This window comes from Pseudomonas sp. MPR-R2A5 (assembly GCF_058793055.1).
Map to the genome: position 1 here is coordinate 133,371 of NZ_JBXAFK010000006.1, position 18,589 is coordinate 151,959.

The window sequence follows — 18,589 nt, forward strand, 5'->3', positions numbered from 1 at the left end:
GTTAGTCGAGCAGTAACACCTTGGCCAGCACGATCTTCGGTCCTTTCATCTTCTTGATGATGATCCGCAAGCCCTCAACCTCCAGCACTTCTTCCTCTTCAGGCACCCGCTTGAGGGTGTCGTAGACCAGCCCGGCCAAGGTTTCAGCCTCGATGTGGTCCAGGTCGACGCCCAGCAGGCGTTCCACCTTGAACAGCGGCGTATCGCCCCGTACCAGCAGCTTGCCCGGCTGATAGGCGAGGATACCGCGCTCGGCCTTGCGGTGTTCGTCCTGAATATCGCCTACCAGCACTTCCAGCACGTCTTCCATGGTCAGGTAGCCGATGACCTTGCCGTCGGCTTCTTCCACCAGGGCGAAATGCGCGCCGCCCTTGCGGAACTGCTCCAGCAACTGTGACAACGGCATGTGCCGCGACACACGTTCCAGCGGGCGGGTCAGCTCGGCCAGGTTGAACGACTCGGGGAGGTGGTCCAGGGCCGCCAGTTCCAGCAGCAGGTCCTTGATGTGCAAAAGGCCGACAAACTCGTTGCGCACCGCGTCATACACGGGGTAACGGCTGAATTTGTGGCGACGGAACAGCGCGAGGATTTCCTTGAGCGGGGCGTTGAAGTCCAGGGTCACCAGGTCTTCCCGGGAGTTGGCCCAGTCCACCACTTCCAGCTCGCCCATTTCCACGGCCGACGCCAGCACGCGCATGCCTTGGTCGCTGGGGTCCTGGCCACGGCTGGAGTGCAGGATCAGCTTGAGTTCTTCGCGGCTGTAATGGTGCTCGTGGTGCGGGCCGGGTTCGCCTTGGCCGGCGATGCGCAGGATGGCGTTGGCGCTGGCGTTGAGCAGGTAGATCGCCGGGTACATGGCCCAGTAGAACAGGTACAGCGGCACGGCGGTCCATAGCGACAGCAACTCGGGTTTGCGGATCGCCCAGGACTTGGGCGCCAGTTCACCGACCACGATGTGCAGGTAGGAAATCACAAAGAACGCGGCAAAGAACGACACACCCTTGATCACTTCCGGCGATTCGACGCCCACGGCGCCCAGCAGCGGTTCGAGGATATGCGCAAAGGCCGGCTCACCGACCCAGCCCAGGCCCAGGGAGGCGAGGGTGATACCCAGCTGGCAGGCCGACAGGTAGGCGTCGAGCTGGCTGTGCACGGTGCGCAGGATCTGTCCGCGCCAGCCGTTGGTATGGGCGATGGCCTCGACCCGGGTGGAGCGCAATTTGACCATGGCGAACTCCGCTGCAACGAAAAATCCGTTGAGCAGTACCAGGACCAGTGCAAAAAGAATCATGCCGAAGTCGGCGAAGAGTGTGGCGAGGGTGATACCAGGGGAAGGGTCCATGATGGGGTTTTGCGGGTTCCGTGTGTTCAATTAGGGGTGACAGGAGGGCCTGAAAGGCAGACACAAGTGGGCCAATGTAGCGGCTGACGGGGCGCTTGCCTAGTGGTTGCTGCCAGGTGGGGTATGGAATGCACTCTCTAAGACAACACCGATCCACTGTGGGAGGTGGCTTGCCCCCGATGGCGGCGGGTCAGATATGAATGTGCTGCATGACACCCTGCCACCTATATCGGGGGCAAGCCCCCTCCCACAGTATTGGGTTTATTCGTCGGGGCTGAGGGCTCGCGAGCGCGCCACCTGAGTCGGCGGAAAATGGCAGGTGAACGTACTGCCATGCCCCAGCACGCTGCTGATCTCCAGCCGCGCGCGATGGCGCAGCAGCACATGCTTGACGATGGCCAGGCCGAGGCCGGTGCCGCCGGTGTTGGAGTTACGGCTGGAATCGACACGGTAGAACCGTTCGGTGAGGCGCGGCAGATGCTTGGCATCGATGCCGATGCCGGAGTCCTGCACGCTCAGGTGGGCGCCGTGTTCATCGGCCCACCAGCGGATGCGGATATTGCCCTTGTCCTGGGTGTATTTCACCGCATTGAACACCAGGTTGGAAAACGCGCTGCGCAATTCGCCTTCGCTGCCTTTGAGCAGGATCGACGGGTCGGCTTCCAGGGTGATCTGTTGCCCGCGTTGGCCGGACAGGGCCTGGGCGTCGTTCTTGATGGTCTGCAACAGGCTCTGCACCGCGACCGGCTGGTTGTCCGACGGGTAATCGGTGGCCTCCAGCTTGGCCAGCAACAGCAAGTCGTTGAGCAGGGTTTGCATGCGCGAGCCCTGTTGCTGCATCTGTTGCAGGGCGCGGCTCCAGCGCGGGTTGATCTCGTCGACATTGTCCAGCAGCGTCTCCAGGTAGCCGCAGATCACGGTCAATGGGGTACGCAGTTCGTGGGAGACGTTGGCGACGAAGTCCTTGCGCATCTGCTCCAGCTGGTGGATGCGTGTCACGTCACGCACCAGCATCAGGTGTTCGTTGTTGCCGTAGCGCGTCAGGTACAGCTGGATGCGCACGCGGTCGTTGGTGGGCGAGGGGATTTCCAGGGCTTCTTCGTAGTTCTCCTGTTCGAAGTATTCCTTGAAGCGCGGGTGGCGCACCAGGTTGGTCACCGGCTGGCCGCTGTCCTGGGGCGTCTTGAGGCCCAGCAGGGTCTCGGCGGCGCGGTTCCACCATTCCAGGTTGCCATCGCTGTCGAGCATGATCACCGCGTCCTTGAGCGCGGCGGTGGACTCCTGTACCCGGTCGATCACCGCTTGCAGGCGTCCGCGGACGCGTTGGTCGCGGCGTTGCAGGTGGTAGATGCTGTCGAACACCTCGCCCCACAGGCCGTAGCCGTCGGGTGGTGCTTCATCGGGTTTGTGCTGGCGCAACCATTCATGCAGGCGCAGCAATTGCTTGAGCGTCCAGCCCAGGTACAGGCCGATGCCAACAGCCAGGCTCCAGCCGTATTGACCGCTGACCAGGCCCACCAGCAGGCAGCCGGTGATCAACAGAAGCATGTGGCGGATCAGGGTGCCATGCCAGTTTTGATTCACTTGAACATGCGTCCTTGTCAGCTGTTAAGTCAGACTCTTAAATCAGGAAGTGGCTGGCTCAGCCCTTGGTGGAAAACCGATAGCCGGTGCCGCGCACGGTTTGTACCAGATTCTCGTAAGCGTCGCCCAAGGCTTTGCGCAGGCGACGGATGTGCACGTCCACGGTGCGCTCTTCCACATACACGTTGCCGCCCCACACCTGGTCCAGCAATTGGCCACGGGTGTAGGCGCGCTCCTGGTGGGTCATGAAAAATTGCAGCAGGCGGTATTCGGTCGGGCCCATCTCGGCAGGCTTGCCGTCGATGGTCACGCGGTGGCTGATCGGGTCCAGCAGCAGGCCGCCCACTTCGATCGGTGCTTCGCCATCGGTAGGACCGGCACGGCGCAGTACCGCTTTCAGACGAGCGACCAGCTCCCGTGGGGAAAATGGCTTGGTGATGTAGTCGTCGGCGCCGACTTCCAGGCCCTGGATCTTGTTGTCTTCTTCGCCCTTGGCGGTGAGCATGATGATCGGGATATCCCCGGTCAGCTCATCACGCTTGAGGCGGCGGGCCAGTTCGATACCGGAGGTGCCCGGCAGCATCCAGTCCAGCAGGATCAGGTCCGGCTTGCGGTCGACGATGATGGCATGGGCCTGCTGGGAGTTTTCCGCCTCCAGGCAGTCATAGCCGGCCATTTCCAACGCAACGGCGATCATCTCGCGAATGGGCGCTTCGTCGTCAACGATCAGAATGCTCCTGCCAACCATGCCTAAAATCCTCTTGTCATTTAACTGTCTTGCGCCGCATTAGATAACGGAATTATTGCAGTCGTGTGACAGTAATTTAGCCGCTTGGGCAATTCCCGCCCGTGTGGACTACGCTTTGAGTCCGAATCCTGACAACCACAAAAGGAAGGTTCCGATGACTTACAGTACTTTTTCCTGGAAAGCCTTGCTGGTAACGGTGGCGTTGACGCTGCCGACCCTGGCGTTTGCCGCAGAGCCGGCGATGACGAAAGATGGGGTGTTGGTGGATCACAAAGGCATGACGCTCTACACCTTCGCCAAGGATGCCGATGGCAAGTCCATGTGTAACGACAAGTGCGCTGCCAACTGGCCGCCGTTGATGGCCGAATCCACCGACAAGCCCATGGGCAAGTGGACCGTCATCACCCGAGACGATCAAAAGAGCCAATGGGCCTACAGCGGCAAGCCCCTCTATACCTTCGTCATGGACAAAAAGGCCGGTGACATGACCGGCGACGGCAAAATGGACGGGGCCTGGAAAGTCGCCAAGCCCTGATCCTGCTTCGTGGCTAAAACATCGCGGGTAGGCCCGCTCCCACCTTTTGATGTGTGAATACATTCAAACGTGGGAGGGGGCTTGCCCCCGATGAGGCCCGACCAGACACTGCAAACACCTCAGCGAAACGCGTAATCCGCCACAATCCCGACAAAAATCGCCAACCCGGCCCAGTGGTTGTGCAAAAACGCCTTGAAGCATTTCATCCGGTCCCTGTCGCGGGTGTACCAGAACTCCCAGGCAAAGCAGCCTGCCGCCGCCAGCAACCCCAGGTGGAACCAGCCCCCCAGTTCAAACCTTGCGCCGGCCAGCAACAGGCACAGCAGCGCCAGGCCTTGCAGGGTCAGGATGATCACCCGGTCAGCATCGCCGAACAGAATGGCCGTGGATTTGACGCCGATCTTCAGGTCGTCGTCGCGGTCGGTCATTGCGTAATAGGTGTCGTAGCCCACCGTCCACAGCAGGTTGGCTATATACAGCAGCCAGGCGGTGGCGGGCAGGTGGCCGGTTTCGGCGGTGAACGCCATCGGCATGCCCCAGGAAAACGCCGCGCCCAACACCACCTGGGGGTAATAGGTGTAGCGCTTCATGAACGGGTAGCTGGCCGCCAGTGCCAGGCCGCCCAGCGACAACCAGATGGTTGTGGCGTTGGTCAGCAGTACCAGCAGGAAGCTGATCAGCATCAGTACCGCAAAGAACACCAGGGCCTCTTTTGAACTGATCTTGCCGCAGGCCAGCGGGCGTTGCGCGGTGCGCTTCACATGGCCGTCGACCTTGCGGTCGGCCCAGTCGTTGATCACGCAACCGCCGGCGCGGGTCAGCACCACACCCAATACGAAAATCACGATATTGAGGAGGGCCGGCGAGCCCTTGCCGGCGATCCACAGCGCCCACAGCGTCGGCCACAGCAACAGGTAGATGCCGATGGGCTTGTCCATGCGGGTCAACTGAATGAAATCCCAGGCCCTGGGGTTCAGGCGGTTCAAGGATTTGAGCAGACGTTGATACATCAGCAATTCTCCGGATGGTCATGCAGCGCGTGCCAGAAACTCGGCAGGAAGACTTCCGCCACCAGCACGCTCAGCGGCCCACGATCAAAGCGTGAGCGGCGTGCCCACAGCCCGTCGGCCTGGTCCGTGGTGGGCAGCCATTGGCGAGGGTAACGGCACACCTCGATGGCTTGGCGGGTGAACGCGTGATCGCAAAACAGCAATTCGCCCAGGGAGCGGCTGCCCAATTCGTCCATATGCAAGCCGTCGCCCTGCAATGCGCTGCGCGCCGCCACACTGCGGGCAAATACCCACGGTTGGCCATGCCCGCGCAAATACACCTCGCGCACCCAACCGATACTGGCCGGGGGCATGTGCAGCGCCGCGCATTCATCATCGCGCAGCGGCTGCCAGCCTTCGAACAGCGGCGTCACGCTGAAGCCATCGTTGGACAGCCACGTCAGCCGGCGCGTCAGCGAGCCTTCGTCGAACAGCCAGTCGAGGGTCACGGGCGCGGGCGCAGGGATCAGAAGGCTCTGGGTCAGCCATTGGCAAACATCGGTAAGGGCGATTGAGTGCGGCACGGTGAGTCAGTATTGGCAGCAAAAGAGGCGGCGAGCTTACCATGGCGTCCTGACCTTTTGCCGGGCCGAGCCAGCGCCTTGCGTCGATCGAGCTTGCATCTCCCGGCCCCGATCAGTACAAAACGCCCTGAGCCGCGCGGCAACGCTGGATCCATCGACCGCCGGCCAACCTGCCTGGACCCTGAGGAAGCAAGTAAATGAAGAAGTGGCAATGTGTAGTCTGCGGCCTGATCTATGACGAAAAAGACGGCTGGCCGGATGATGGTATCGCTCCGGGCACCCTGTGGCAGGACGTCCCGGAAGACTGGCTGTGCCCGGACTGCGGCGTCGGCAAGATGGATTTCGAAATGATCGAAATCGGCTAATTTTCAGTTTCAGAACCGTACTACAAGGAGAAAGGAATGAACGCACCTGTCGTGATCATCGGCACAGGATTGGCCGGCTACAACGTGGCCCGGGAGTTTCGCAAGCTCGACAGCGAGACCCCATTGCTGCTGATCACCGCGGATGACGGGCGCTCCTACTCCAAGCCCATGCTCTCCACCGGCTTTGGCAAGAACAAGGACGCCGATGGCCTGAGCATGGCTGAACCGGGCGCGATGGCCGAGCAACTCAAGGCTGAAGTGCGTACCCACACACGCATCACTGGCATCGACCCAGGTCACAAGCGCCTGTGGATTGGCGAGGAAGCCGTGGCCTATAGCGACCTGGTCCTGGCCTGGGGCGCAGAAACCGTGCGGGTGCCGGTGGAAGGCGATGCATCCGAGCTGATTTTCCCCATCAACGACCTTGAAGATTACGCACGCTTTCGTACTGCGGCCGCCGGCAAGCGCCGCGTACTGCTGCTGGGCGCGGGCCTGATCGGCTGCGAATTCGCCAATGACCTGATCCTCGGCGGCTATGAAATCGACCTGGTCGCGCCCTGCGAGCAAGTCATGCCGACCCTGTTGCACCCCGCGGCGGCAGCGGCAGTGCAGGCGGGGCTGGAAGGCCTGGGGGCGCGTTTCCACCTGGGCCCGGTGCTCAATCGCCTGCAACGCACGGCAGACGGGCTTGAAGCCCACTTGTCCGACGGCGAGGTGGTCGCCTGTGACCTGGTGGTGTCAGCCATCGGCCTGCGCCCGCGCATCGACCTGGCGGCTGCCGCCGGCCTGCAAACCAACCGCGGGATCATGGTGGATCGCCACCTCAAGACCTCCCACGCCAATATCTACGCCCTGGGCGACTGCGCCGAAGTCGACGGCTTGAACCTGCTCTACGTCATGCCCCTGATGACCTGTGCCCGCGCCCTGGCCCAGACCCTGGCCGGCAACGCCACCGCCGTCAGCTACGGCCCGATGCCCGTCACCGTGAAGACCCCGGTCTGCCCGCTGGTGGTTTCGCCACCGCCACGGGGCGCCGAAGGGGTCTGGAGCGTCGAAGGCCAGGGCGCCGACATCAAGGCCCTGTGCCGCGACGCCAGCGGCCGCCTGCTGGGTTATGCGCTGACCGGCAGCGCCGTGATGGAAAAACTCGCCCTCAACAAAGAACTTCCGCCGTTGCTGGCGTAAATACCGGTCGTTCTGTCGGAATAAGCACATTTTTTACCCTAGAAAGGTCGCCGCGAGACTGGCGCGGCGTACGAGGGCATGCCATCCTCACTCCCGTCTGCCGCAGAGTAGAGCCTGCGGCGCTTTGGGCGCTGCTCCACAGACGAGCAGCACGGACATAACAACAAAAAACCGTCAAAGAGGCTTCATTTATGCGTAAACCAGAACTCGCAGCCGCCATCGCTGAAAAAGCGGATCTCACCAAAGAACAGGCCAACCGCGTCCTCAACGCCGTTCTCGAAGAAATCACCGGCGCCCTGCACCGCAAGGACAGCGTCACCCTGGTTGGTTTCGGCACCTTCCTGCAACGCCACCGTGGCGCCCGCACCGGCAAAAACCCGCAAACCGGTGAGCCTGTGAAAATCAAGGCGAGCAATACCGTTGCGTTCAAACCGGGTAAATCGCTTAAAGACACCGTCAACGCGTAAGCAGTGCCGTCTCGACAGGGGGCGGGGTGGTAGGAAAAATGGGCACGCCGACTGGGTCGGGTGCCCATTTTTTGTGGACGGATATTGTGTGGTGGGGCAGCCAACCCCCTGTTTTTTGATCTTTATCTTAACTAATCAAAAAGTCATGGTGGCTGGTGATAGTGACCGGTCTGTTTTTCAGCAGATCGTTAATGATCGAGTGCTGAGCGTCGAATTCTTCCTTTAGCGTACGCTCCCAGACGGGGTCATCTTCTGTTTGCGCGTAGTGATCAATCAGATTAATGATCACCTCAAGGGCGTAGGCAAGGTTCTCCGTGTCGGTTGCGCTGTTAAGTGCAGAATTGAAACCCGCCAACGAATAGGTTTCGTGTGCCTCGGGTTCCTCATAGTTGGCAGCATACTCATCCATTGTGTCCAGCAGGTGTTGAAGTTTGTGCTGATAGGACGAGATGTTGCCTTGAAGAATAGAATCAACAATAGTTTCTTTGCTGTCGCTGATACCCAGTTTTTGCTGAATAACAGTCAGGGTATTTGGCAAGCTGAATAAGCCATTGACACACCAGGCCGATAAAAAAATAGTTTGCTTATCGGACAAATTTTTAAGGCTGTTCTGAATGAAGGCCTGATAGTTGTCTATCTCGTCGACGATATTAAACATCATGATTGTCCTGTAAGTTTTTAATCGAAAATGCCGCCGGAAGCATCCACATGAGGCTGGCAATTTGAACAGGATGCGTTGGTTTGTTTACCACCCCACGACACGCCCCATTTTTCGACTTTTGCACCTTCTGGCAGGTTTCTGATGATAACCCGTTCAGCATGGTTTTCCAGTTTCGCCTGTGTCGGGTCCGCGTTACTGCTTCGTACCTTCGTGCCTGACAATATGTTTTCAGGTGGTATACCCATTTCAGCGGCGAGTTTTCTTTGTGCAGGGGAGAGTGTGCCGCCGCTGCCAGCCACGTAATGTGTAGTTTTTCCATTGATCGTGACCTCCGCGATGGCGACGGTTGAATTCCGTTTGGCGAACGGATCTCTCGCCACGTCATGTATTTTTCGAGCCTTGGCACTGAGGGAGCAACTTAATCCCAGCGGGTCGATCCAGCCAATCGGATTGGGCGCGTACTGGTAGAGATTGAGTCCGCCTGCCAGCCCGATAGGGTCCCGGGTGGTAAACCGCCCTACATCAGGGTCGTAAAAGCGGAACGTGTTGTAGTGCAGACCGGTTTCTCTATCGAGGTACTGGCCTTGGTATCTCAGGTTTTGCCCTTCGATGTAATACGGTTCTTGCACTTCTTGGAGGGTATTGCCCCAAACTTTATAAGTGGCCTCCCAGACAGGGCTTCCGTCCGCTTCAGTCAGTTGTAGGGGCGATCCATTAACGTCGTTATGGTAATACCTGATTTTTTGCTGGTGACCGCGGCCATCGACACGCGCCAAAGGCTCGTATCCGCTGGTGGCATACAGGTATAAGCTTTTCTGACTGTTATGTTGCTCCTCGAGTAGTTTTAAACCGTCCCATAAGAACGTGGTTTTGTTTGTCTGAAACCCATTGCGCCACTCACATTTTTCCTGACGCCTGCCCAAAGGGTCATACTTCATGCAAATCACGGAGTCCCCAGCAGTACCGTGATTTCGAACTTCAATCAGGCGATGCTCAGCGTCGTATCTGAAGCTCTGTAGACCGCGTTGGCTGCTTCTTTTTTCGATCACCCGGCCAAATCCGTCGTAACGGAAGCGCTTGTCTTGATAGGTGATTAATTTGTTGTGTACGACCAGGCCTGCTCCTTGTTGCGACCCATCCAGCAGATTTGCCGCCGCGTCATAAGCGAATATTTCTGCTTGTCCTTGGATATCGCCCTGGCTGGCAATAATCCGCCCCGTAGCGTCGTAATGCAGAAGCTGGTGGCGCTGTCCCTTGGCGTGTTGATCTCGCTTTAAGGCCAGGTTGTTTGCGAGGTCGTATTCGAAGTTGCTTTGCTCTGCACTGGGCAACAGCGACGCCTGTTGCGTGTATCTGCGTTGACGAGACCTTAACCTGCCACTGCGGTCATACCCCAAGTAAGTACTGATCTGCCCCTGGGTACGCATGACTTCGCGATGCAAGCGGTCGCGCTCAAAGTCACTGATGATGACGCCGTCTAAGTTGATTTGATGGAGGTGGCCACTGCCGTAGAACAATCGATTTATCCAGCGTCCGTCGGGCAATTGGGTTTGTGTCAGGTTACCCAACTCATCGTAATGATGGCGCAAACTCCCAGCTGGGCTGGCCTCCTCCAGAAGTTGGCCGAGTGCATCATACGAAAAGCCCAGCGCTTGCGAATTGCCTTGGTGATCCGTAAACGTCACTGCGAGCAATTGGTTGAGTACGTCATAAACGTATTCGGTCCGGCCATCGTCGGTAACTTTAGCTGTCAGGCGCCCGATTGCATCCCGCTCCAGCCGGTGAACAATAGGTTTAGCCCTGGTGGGCGGTACAACTGAAAGCCCTGTGCCATAAAGTGCGGGCACAGATTCCACGCTGGCCAAGTTATCCAGCGTATCGTAGGCGTAGTACTTGGCACTGCCGTCGAGATCCTGCTGTTTCTCAAGCCGGTCACCGGCGTCCCAGGTAAACAGATAACGTTCGCCATTTTCATTGGTCAGCGCCTGCAGCCTCCCGAAGGCATCGTAGCCAAACTCGACCGTACGACCGTGGGCATCTGTGCGCTGTGACACCTGCCCGCGACGGTTGCGTCGATAGTGCGTGGTATGGCCGGCAGCGTTGGTGTGGCTGACCAATTGCCCGTTTGCATTGCGCTGAAAATAGTCCATCTGCCCGTCGGGTGATTGGCTGGTTAGCAGCCGTCCTTTGGCATCAACACTGAAATGGGAGCGTTCTCCCAGCGCATCGGTAATCGTCTGCAAAAAGCCACGTTCGTCATAGCTGAACCGTGTCGGGTAGCCCGAGCAGTCAATGTACTCAATGAGCTGGCCGAATTGATTCCAGCGCATTCGTTTGCTTTTGCCCGCGGCATCAATGATTTCTACGATCTGCCCATGAGCGTCATAACGGTACTGCGTGCTATAGCCCAATGGGTCAGTTTCTCGGATGCAGTTTCCGCGTGAGTCGTATTGATACGTCCAACTATTGCCCGCCGCATCAATTTGAAATCGAGGCAGCGCCCAATGCGGCAGCCACACGGTAGAGTCACTGCGTCCCAAGGGGTCGTGTTCGCCAATCAGGTTTCCCGAATCGTCATAGCTGAACGCATATCGCCCCCCTTTCGGATCGGTTGCACTGAGTAACTGACGCTCGTCATTCCACTCAAACAACCACGTCTGGCCCAAGTTGTCCGTGTAAGAGACAATTTGATGTTGGCTATTCCACAACCGGGTGCTGACACGCTGCAGGCTGTCGGTGATCCGAGTAATGCCCGCTTGCAGGTCATATTCAAATCTGTACTCGTCCCCTTCATCCGTCCAATGCCGGATAACCCTCCACTCCATCTGGTCAATCAACGCCCACTCATAGAAACAACGCAACCCTGTGGGCAACTGGTGTTCGACCATTCGCTGGCTGCTGTCATAAGCGAAACGTCTTTGAGTCTGGCCGGTAGCATCGCTGACGTGCGCCAGATCACCGGCTGCATCGAAGCTATAAAGGGCAAGGGGTTCTCGCCGGTGGTCGGGGTACACGCGGACAATCTGACAGACACGATTACGTTCGCGCGTCAGTTCAATCTGTATCAAGTCAAAGGTATCTCGCAGCCGAACCAGTTGACCTCGCTCGTCATAATCAAGATAAATCCGGTTGTCATTGCGGTCGCCCAATTGACTCAGGCGCAGAAATGCCGAGTCTCCAGGGGCGCTGTCGAACAGGCGGTACAGCCCGTCTTCACTCTCGATCAGCACCTGCCCGTTACGGTGACGTCGAATGCTCAAGCCCTCGCCGGCACTGAACATCGCAGTACCCAGCGGCATAGCCCCCAGATGGATGCGTCGTGCCTGTTCGTCGGTGTAGACCAGGTCTTCGCCACCATCTGGGTGAGGCAAGATTTCGATGCAGACCTCATACGAAACGCTCCATCCTGCGCCAAACATCCCGTTGCGACGTTTATCCCGGCTGTTATAAAAGCGTTGCCAAGTGATCGGCAGTATCCCTGGCAGTACGAAATCCATTTCGGTATTACCGCCCAGCACCTTTGCTCCCGTCGCCGCATGTACCGGATTGGGCGAGCCCATCGTTGCATTTGCCGCTGCCCCCATAGCCTGGCTGACCGCATAGGACGTGACTCCGCTAAGCAACATGCAAGGCAGGTCGCTCAGCGTCTTGCCCTTCGCTCCCTTGAGCATCATCAGCACTTCAATCGCCAACCCAACGCCTGGGGTTTTCCCGCTGCGAATCTCCTGTACCACCACCGTACCGCCGCCAATCGTGACATTCGGCGAGATCAGGCCCGAGGACACTACCGTCGCGTCGCACATGCTGCGGTCACCACTGCGCACGGCGGGCTGGCCGTTGATGGTTACTTTGTCGGAACCCTCCGCCAGAAGTTGCGGGGGCATCGGCGGATGACGGGCGCACAGGACCATATCGGTGAGGGCTGGAACGACACCAGGCGCGGGCGTGGCGACGGTCGGCCGCCATAGCTGCGAGAAGAAGCCCTCGGCCATATCCAGGAAGCCGGGCTCGGCTTGTGGCGCGGTGTCGGGTTCCGGCGGCGGGAGTTCAAGCTCCGTGCCTGCGGGCGCCACATGCGAGGGAATGGAGCCTGCCGCACGCGCAGCGGGGATGCTATTGACGAAAGTGTCGGCCGAGCCTACCGCAATCGTGGCTTCCACCACCGGTGGAAACAGCGCGTTGGCGAAACTCTCGCACATTTTACTGAGGTCCTTGTCGGCCCCCGTCTTGCTCATGGCCATGCCGACGACAATGCCGACTACCGCGCCGAGGATGCAGCCACCAATGCCGGCAGTAGCGACCGTCACACCAATCGCCGCCGCCACCGCAGCAGTCGCCAGAGCAGTGATCGCCACGTTGGCCGCCACCTCCAGCACACCGCCAAGAATGTCGGCCATCATGGAGGTATGGGTCAGCGCATCGCCCATCCGGGCAGCCCATAACGCGTCAGACATGCGTGGTGCTCAGGGATGTGCCGATTCTATTGAGACTTTCCATAGTCAGTCAGCTGCCACTGTGTGGTTAAGGCATGCTCATCAATGCTGTTCTCATGCGCGGATCCTCAAGGCAGTCGACAGGCCGTACGTTGTCTTTGGCACAATCCGTCTTAGCCGTAGAAGTAATCGAAAAAACGTTCGAAGTTCTCCTCGCCCAGCAACGGGCTGACCTCTTTCGTCAGCAATTTTACAAATTTGGGGGAAAGCTCGTCGTCATCGTTGTAAATGTCAAAGATGTCGAATTTTCCGTGAACAATTTCGATAGTTTTGGCGAATGCCAAGAGGAAATCAGCCAGGGAGTTGGCAATCTTGAACGGCTCGACGACATCGTAGCTCGCCCACACTGGAGTCCCGGGAGTGTCCGTAACGGCGATAATCGGTTTTCCGCCGCCAATATCATCCATGAAAACCAGATACTGGGCAGGCCAATTCCCGTTTACCAGGGTCTTGTTCGAATCGCCATCCCATTTATAGCCAACTTGGCCGTCTTCCAAAGCGCTCAAGTTGAAGAAGCAGATCGGCGTCAGACCGGTTTCAACTTCAACATCAACTGGCTCACAGTTATCGTAGAAATAGTCGGTTTCTGCCGAGCGCGGTAACGTCTGCGGCCATTTTGCGTTGGCATGGCTGCTTTTTTCGAAGCTTCCTTCGATATCGAATTTTTTGTGGACGCGGCGCAGCTCTTTAAATGCGTTGTCAAGGGCGCTCATGTTCTTCTCCAATGGATTATTTACCGCAGCCGGCTTTTCTGCCGGGTGTTCTAAGACGGTCGATCAATCGGCCTTTGCCTGAGTTGGCATAATTCTTTCGGTGCCCTTGAGGGCTGTTCAAATGTTCGTCCACACCACTTGGGTGTTTCGAGTTTTGCAAGAAAACAATGTTCCTCGGGTCACCTTTCCAGGCCTTGCCCAAGGCACCGTTACCTTCGACGCTGTTGATATGGTGACCGGTGTAGCCTGCTTTGGACATCTTAGAGTTCAGGCGAGCGTTGCTCTTTGTATTCTTGATCAGCTCGCGTTCCTCATCCGTCCAGTTTCGTGAGCCGCCACCGCGTAGAACCAGATCCCGTTCTTCGCCCCATGCCCTATTGATTGCCGTACCGCGGCCACCCGCTTTCGGGGTGACGGACGCCTTGGGTTTGTAACGTATCAAATCCTCAGGATTCAAGCCGTAGGGGTCGATCCAGGTCAGTGGATTTGTCGAATACAGGTAAAGGTTCAGCCCCCCTGCAAGGCCGATAGGGTCGGGGGTAGTGAAGCGGCCGATATCCGGATCGTAGAAACGGAATATGTTGTGATGCAAGCCGGTTTCACGGTCCAGGTACTGGCCCTGAAACCTCAGGTTTTGTTCTTCGATGTAGTAGGGTTCACGAATTTCCTGAACCGTGTTTCCCCAAATTCGATAGCTGGCTTGCCAGACGGTCTGACCTTCAGCTTCCGAGAGCAGTTCGGGCAGACCGTTTAGGTCATTGTGGTAATAGCGAACTTTCTGCTGGATGCCACTGCCATCAACGCGAGCGAGAGGTTCGTGACTATCGTCCCCGTATATGTAAAGGCTGGTCTGGGCGTGCTTGTGTTCTTGCAGCAGGCGCAGTCCATCCCAAGTAAAGCGGGTCTCGCTCAACAAATAGCCATTCCCGTCGTAGGTCGCCTTGGCAGTTCTTCGTCCTATAGGGTCGTAGGTCATTTTTACGACAGACCGCTGCCCGCCGTGCTCATTGTGGACCTCAATCAAGCGATGTTCGGCGTCATAGGCAAAGCGCTGGATGCCGCGATTTGCGCTGCGTTTTTCGATCATTCGACCGAAACCGTCGTAACGATAACGTTTGTCCTGATACGTCAGGACCTTGTTGTGCTGTACCAGCCCGGCACCGGGTTGCGGAGCATCCAGAAGGTTCGCAGCTGCATCATAGGAATAGGTTTCGCGTTGGCCTACGAGATTGTCTTGGCTAGCGACCACCCGGTCGGTTGCGTCGTAGTGCAGCAGTTGCCTGCGTTGGCCGCTCGGCGTCTGCTCGAGCTTGCCAATCAGGTTGTCGCTGGGGTCATACTCGAAATGCTTTTGTACCGCAGCAGGAAGTACCGATGCTCGAGTGATCTGACCTCGTTCACGGGAGCGCAATCGCCCACAACGGTCATAGTGATGACGCGTGCTGAGATGTCCTTGGGTACGCAGTACTTCGCGGTGCAGGCGATCGCGCTCGAAGTCGCTGATAACCTGACCGTCGAGATTTATTTGATGGAGGTGCCCACTGCCGTAGTGCAAGCGGTTGAGCCAGCGCCCGTCGGGAAGGCGAGTCTGACTCAGGTTGCCGAGCTCGTCATAGTTATGTTGCAGGGTGCCAGTCGCGCTTTTCTCTTCGATCAGTTGACCAACGCTGTCGTAGTCAAAGTTGATCGCTTGTTGCCTGCCGGCATTGTCGGTAAATGTGACGGCCTTGAGTTGATCCAGCGAGTCGTAGGTGTATTCCGTTCGTCCATCATCAGTGATCTTGACCCGCAGGCGGCCAACAGCGTCGCGCTCAAAGCAATGCACGATGGATGCTTCGGGAGTTACAGGGACTGATGCCATTCCGCTGCCCAGAGGGGCAGGAATAGATTCCATCCGCTTAATGTTGTTCAGTGCGTCGTAATGATAGCGGCGCACGCTACCGTCCAGGTCCTGCTGCTCAGCCACGCGGTCGTTGGCGTCCCAGGAGAAACGGTACCGCTCACCGTTTTCGTTGCACAGAGTGTTAAGGCGGCCATAGCGGTCGTATTCAAAGTTGACTTGGCGGCCGTGCGCATCAAGCCGCTGACTGACCTGTCCCTGGCGATTGCGTTGATAGTAGGTAGAGTGCCCGGAGAAGTCGGTATGTGCGATCAGTTGACCGCTGGTGTCGCGTTGAAAGTGTTCAATGCGTCCATCAGGCAACTGAGTACTCAGCACCAGGCCCCGAGCATCGTAAACAAACGTTGTGCGCTCACCCAATGCATCGGTGACAGCCTGCAAATAGCCTCTTTCGTCATACTTGAAACGGGTCGGGTAACCTGAGCAGTCAATATGCTCAATAAGTTGGCCGAATGGGTTCCAGCGCATCCTTTTGCTTTTTCCCGCTGCGTCGATGACCTCCACCAACTGCCCGTGATCGTCATAGCGATACTGCGAAACATGACCCTGCGGGTCCGTTTCAGCAATGCAGTTACCTCGCTGGTCATAACGTAAGTGCCAGGTGTTGCCTTCGCTGTCCGTGCCAGATACTGGTAAAGCCCAATGCTCAAGCCACGTAGTGGATTCGCTGCGGCCCAGCGGGTCGGTCTCGCCGATCAGGTTGCCGGCGTCGTCGTAGCTGTATGCAAAGCGCCCGCCCAGCGGATCGGTGGCGCTGAGCAATTGGCGCTCGTCGTTCCACTCGAACAGCCATGTTTGCGCGAGGTTGTCGCAGTAGCGAACGATCTGGTGCTGGGTGTTCCAGTGGCGGGTACTGACGCGTTGCAAGCCGTCGGTAATGCGCGTGATACCGGCCTGCAAGTCATAGTCGAACTGGTAGGCGTCGCCTTCGTCGGTCCAGTGCCGGACCACGCGCCATTCCACGTCTTCAACCAAGGCCCATTCGTAGAAACAGCGCAGACCGGTAGGTAACTGGTGCTCCACCATGCGCCGACCACTGTCGTAGCAGAAGCGCCGCTGCACCTGGCCAGTGGCATCGCGGACCTCCGCCAGGTTGCCAGTAGCGTCGTAGCCGTAACTGACGAGCACTTCGCGGCGTTGATCGGGGTAAAGACGTTCGAGCCGCATCACGTGGCCTTGATCGCGGATCAACTCCACTTGCACCAGATCGAATGTATCGCGCAGCCGAATCAGTCGCCCGGCTTCGTCATAATCGACATGGATACGGTTGTCGTTGCGGTCGCCGAGCTGGCTGAGGCGCAGCAATGAAGGGTTGGCAGAGGGTTCAAACAAGCGATACAGCCCGTCATCGCTCTCTATCAGCAATTGCCCGTTGAGGTGTCGGCGCACGGCCAGCCCCTCACCGGCGCTGAACACCGCGCCGCCCAGGGGAATACTGCCCATGTCGATAGGGCGCCCCTGCTCGTCGGTGTATACCAGCGTTTCGCCGCCCTCGGGATGGGGACGAATTTCGACGCACACCTCATACGGCACGCTCCAACCCGCACCGAACAAACCGCCCGTGCGTTCGTCACGGCTGTTGTAGAAACGTTGCCAATCAATCGGCAGGATGCCCGGCAGTACGAAATCCAGCTCATTATCGCCGCCCAACACCTTGGCACCGGTGGCCGCATGCACCGGGTTCGACGAGCCCATGGCCGCATTGGCCATCGCCCCCATCGCACTGCTCACGGCCATCGAGGTCGCACCGCCGATCAACATGCACGGCAGCTTGCTGAAGAACTTGCCCTTGCCGCCCTTGAGCATCAACAACGCGGTGACCGCCAGCCCCACACCCGGCGTCTTGCCGCTGCGAATCTCGCGCACCACCACCGAGCCGCCACCAATGGTCACGTTGGATGAAATCAACCCGGACGACACCACGGTCGCATCGCACGTACTGCGATCACCGCTGCGCACCGCCGGCTGGCCGTTGATCGTGACCTTGTCCGAGCCCTCGGCCAGAAACTGCGGTGGCATCGGTGGATGCTTCATGCAGGTGACCAGATCCAGCGGCTTGGGTACGGCGCCCGGCGCCGGGGTGGCAACCGTGGGCCGCCACATCTGCGAGAAGAAGCTTTCGGCCATGTCGAGGTAACTGGCTTCGGGCTCTGGCTGGGGGGCTTCCAGCTCGGTACCGGCCGGCGCTACATGGGAGCTGATCGCCCCGGCGGCGCGGGCGGCAGGAATGCTGTTGGTCAGGGTATCGGTGGAGCCGGTCAGAATGTTGGCCTGCACCGTGGGCGGAAACAGCGCGTTGCTGAAGCTATCGCATAAATTCGTGAGCCCTTTGTCCGCCCCTGTCTTGCTCATGGCCAGGCCGACAATCGTGCCCACCACCGCGCCCAGCAGGAAGCACCCCAGCCCGCCGGTGGCGACGGTAATACCGGTGGCCGCGACCACGGCAGCAGTCGCCACGGCGGTGATTGCGATATTGGCCGCCACCTCCAGCACCCCGCCGAGGATGTCAGCCATCATCGAGGTGTGGGACAGCGCATCGCCCATCCGGGCAGCCCATAACGCGTCAGACATGCAGGTAGCTCATCAAGAAATCGCGTCGAACGACAGCGAGTTTTTGATCAATGCCCAATGCGCCGCCTCGCCATCACCCAGCTTGTCCGCCTTCACATAACTCAACGCGAGCATCTTGCGTGTGCCCGGTATCACCAGGGCCAACTGATACTGGAACACCTTGTCATTGCCCTTGTTGAACTGGCTGCGCAGCTCGATGCCTTCGACCTCTTGCGCGGCGCCCAGGCGCACATCCACACCCGGTTGATAGCGCAAGTCCTGCACCTGTTTTTTCAGGCGCTGGAGCTGGTCGTTGAAGTTGCTGTGCAGGGTTTCGCCCTCGGCGAGCAGGCTGCGGCTGACGATCAGGGAGGTGCCCAGTTCGGGGAACTTGAGGATGTTGATCGTCGCGTCCTGCAACTCACTGGCGGGCAGTTGAAACTGGAATTCGTTGATTCGGTACGTCATGGAAA

Annotated in this window: 14 protein-coding genes; 4 read left to right on the forward strand and 10 right to left on the reverse strand. The window is 58.6% G+C overall.

Features of this window, described 5'->3' with window-relative positions; translation table 11 throughout:
- Position 1: 1 nt before the first annotated feature.
- The 3 genes from AC1Q6I_RS07105 to phoB form a co-directional block, all read right to left on the reverse strand.
- Entirely contained in the window at positions 2 to 1,342 is a 1,341-nt protein-coding gene (locus tag AC1Q6I_RS07105) for a hemolysin family protein (RefSeq protein ID WP_024078148.1), read from the reverse strand.
- A gap of 261 nt (positions 1,343 to 1,603) precedes the next feature.
- On the reverse strand, positions 1,604 to 2,890 hold the full coding sequence (phoR, locus tag AC1Q6I_RS07110) for a phosphate regulon sensor histidine kinase PhoR (protein ID WP_219730516.1): 1,287 nt from the start codon (positions 2,888 to 2,890) through the stop codon (positions 1,604 to 1,606).
- A 94-nt stretch (positions 2,891 to 2,984) separates the two neighbouring features.
- Positions 2,985 to 3,674 carry a phosphate regulon transcriptional regulator PhoB gene (gene phoB / locus AC1Q6I_RS07115; RefSeq protein ID WP_003176964.1) on the reverse strand — a complete coding sequence of 230 codons (690 nt, stop codon included), beginning with the start codon at positions 3,672 to 3,674 and terminating at the stop codon, positions 2,985 to 2,987.
- A 154-nt stretch (positions 3,675 to 3,828) separates the two neighbouring features.
- On the opposite strand from phoB, the gene AC1Q6I_RS07120 reads away from it, so the two are divergent.
- Positions 3,829 to 4,209, forward strand: a complete 381-nt coding sequence (locus AC1Q6I_RS07120; protein ID WP_024078146.1) for a COG4315 family predicted lipoprotein — start codon at positions 3,829 to 3,831, stop codon at positions 4,207 to 4,209.
- A gap of 119 nt (positions 4,210 to 4,328) precedes the next feature.
- On the opposite strand, the gene ubiA is transcribed toward AC1Q6I_RS07120, so the two are convergent.
- Both ubiA and AC1Q6I_RS07130 read right to left on the reverse strand, forming a co-directional pair.
- Positions 4,329 to 5,219: a 4-hydroxybenzoate octaprenyltransferase gene (ubiA, locus tag AC1Q6I_RS07125; protein ID WP_024078145.1), complete on the reverse strand. Its 891-nt coding sequence runs from the start codon at positions 5,217 to 5,219 to the stop codon at positions 4,329 to 4,331.
- Positions 5,219 to 5,782 carry a chorismate--pyruvate lyase family protein gene (locus AC1Q6I_RS07130; RefSeq protein ID WP_102623595.1) on the reverse strand — a complete coding sequence of 188 codons (564 nt, stop codon included), beginning with the start codon at positions 5,780 to 5,782 and terminating at the stop codon, positions 5,219 to 5,221. Before AC1Q6I_RS07130 ends, ubiA begins: the two co-directional genes overlap by 1 nt.
- 197 nt (positions 5,783 to 5,979) lie before the next feature.
- On the opposite strand from AC1Q6I_RS07130, the gene AC1Q6I_RS07135 reads away from it, so the two are divergent.
- From AC1Q6I_RS07135 to AC1Q6I_RS07145, 3 genes are all read left to right on the forward strand, one after another.
- Positions 5,980 to 6,147: a rubredoxin gene (locus tag AC1Q6I_RS07135; RefSeq protein WP_003213373.1), complete on the forward strand. Its 168-nt coding sequence runs from the start codon at positions 5,980 to 5,982 to the stop codon at positions 6,145 to 6,147.
- 36 nt (positions 6,148 to 6,183) lie between these two features.
- The gene (locus AC1Q6I_RS07140; protein ID WP_102623596.1) at positions 6,184 to 7,332 is read left to right on the forward strand and encodes an NAD(P)/FAD-dependent oxidoreductase; all 1,149 of its coding nucleotides are present in this window, start codon (positions 6,184 to 6,186) and stop codon (positions 7,330 to 7,332) included.
- Between the two features lie 191 nt (positions 7,333 to 7,523).
- Complete coding sequence (locus tag AC1Q6I_RS07145) at positions 7,524 to 7,799, forward strand: HU family DNA-binding protein (protein WP_003176958.1); 276 nt, start codon at positions 7,524 to 7,526, stop codon at positions 7,797 to 7,799.
- Positions 7,800 to 7,926: 127 nt separating this feature from the next.
- Here AC1Q6I_RS07145 and AC1Q6I_RS07150 read toward each other — a convergent pair whose 3' ends face one another.
- From AC1Q6I_RS07150 to AC1Q6I_RS07170, 5 genes are all read right to left on the reverse strand, one after another.
- Positions 7,927 to 8,457, reverse strand: coding sequence for a hypothetical protein (locus AC1Q6I_RS07150; protein ID WP_024078142.1), 531 nt, complete (start codon positions 8,455 to 8,457; stop codon positions 7,927 to 7,929).
- 20 nt (positions 8,458 to 8,477) lie between these two features.
- Positions 8,478 to 12,914 (reverse strand): RHS repeat-associated core domain-containing protein, encoded by a 4,437-nt coding sequence (locus AC1Q6I_RS07155; protein ID WP_102625333.1) that lies wholly within the window; start codon positions 12,912 to 12,914, stop codon positions 8,478 to 8,480.
- A gap of 152 nt (positions 12,915 to 13,066) precedes the next feature.
- A complete protein-coding gene (locus AC1Q6I_RS07160; protein ID WP_102625334.1) occupies positions 13,067 to 13,666 on the reverse strand; it encodes a hypothetical protein in 600 nt (199 codons plus the stop codon).
- 16 nt (positions 13,667 to 13,682) lie between these two features.
- On the reverse strand, positions 13,683 to 18,137 hold the full coding sequence (locus tag AC1Q6I_RS07165) for an RHS repeat-associated core domain-containing protein (RefSeq protein WP_240968750.1): 4,455 nt from the start codon (positions 18,135 to 18,137) through the stop codon (positions 13,683 to 13,685).
- 12 nt (positions 18,138 to 18,149) lie between these two features.
- A complete protein-coding gene (locus tag AC1Q6I_RS07170) occupies positions 18,150 to 18,584 on the reverse strand; it encodes a DcrB-related protein (RefSeq protein ID WP_102625335.1) in 435 nt (144 codons plus the stop codon).
- Between the last annotated feature and the right edge of the window lie 5 nt (positions 18,585 to 18,589).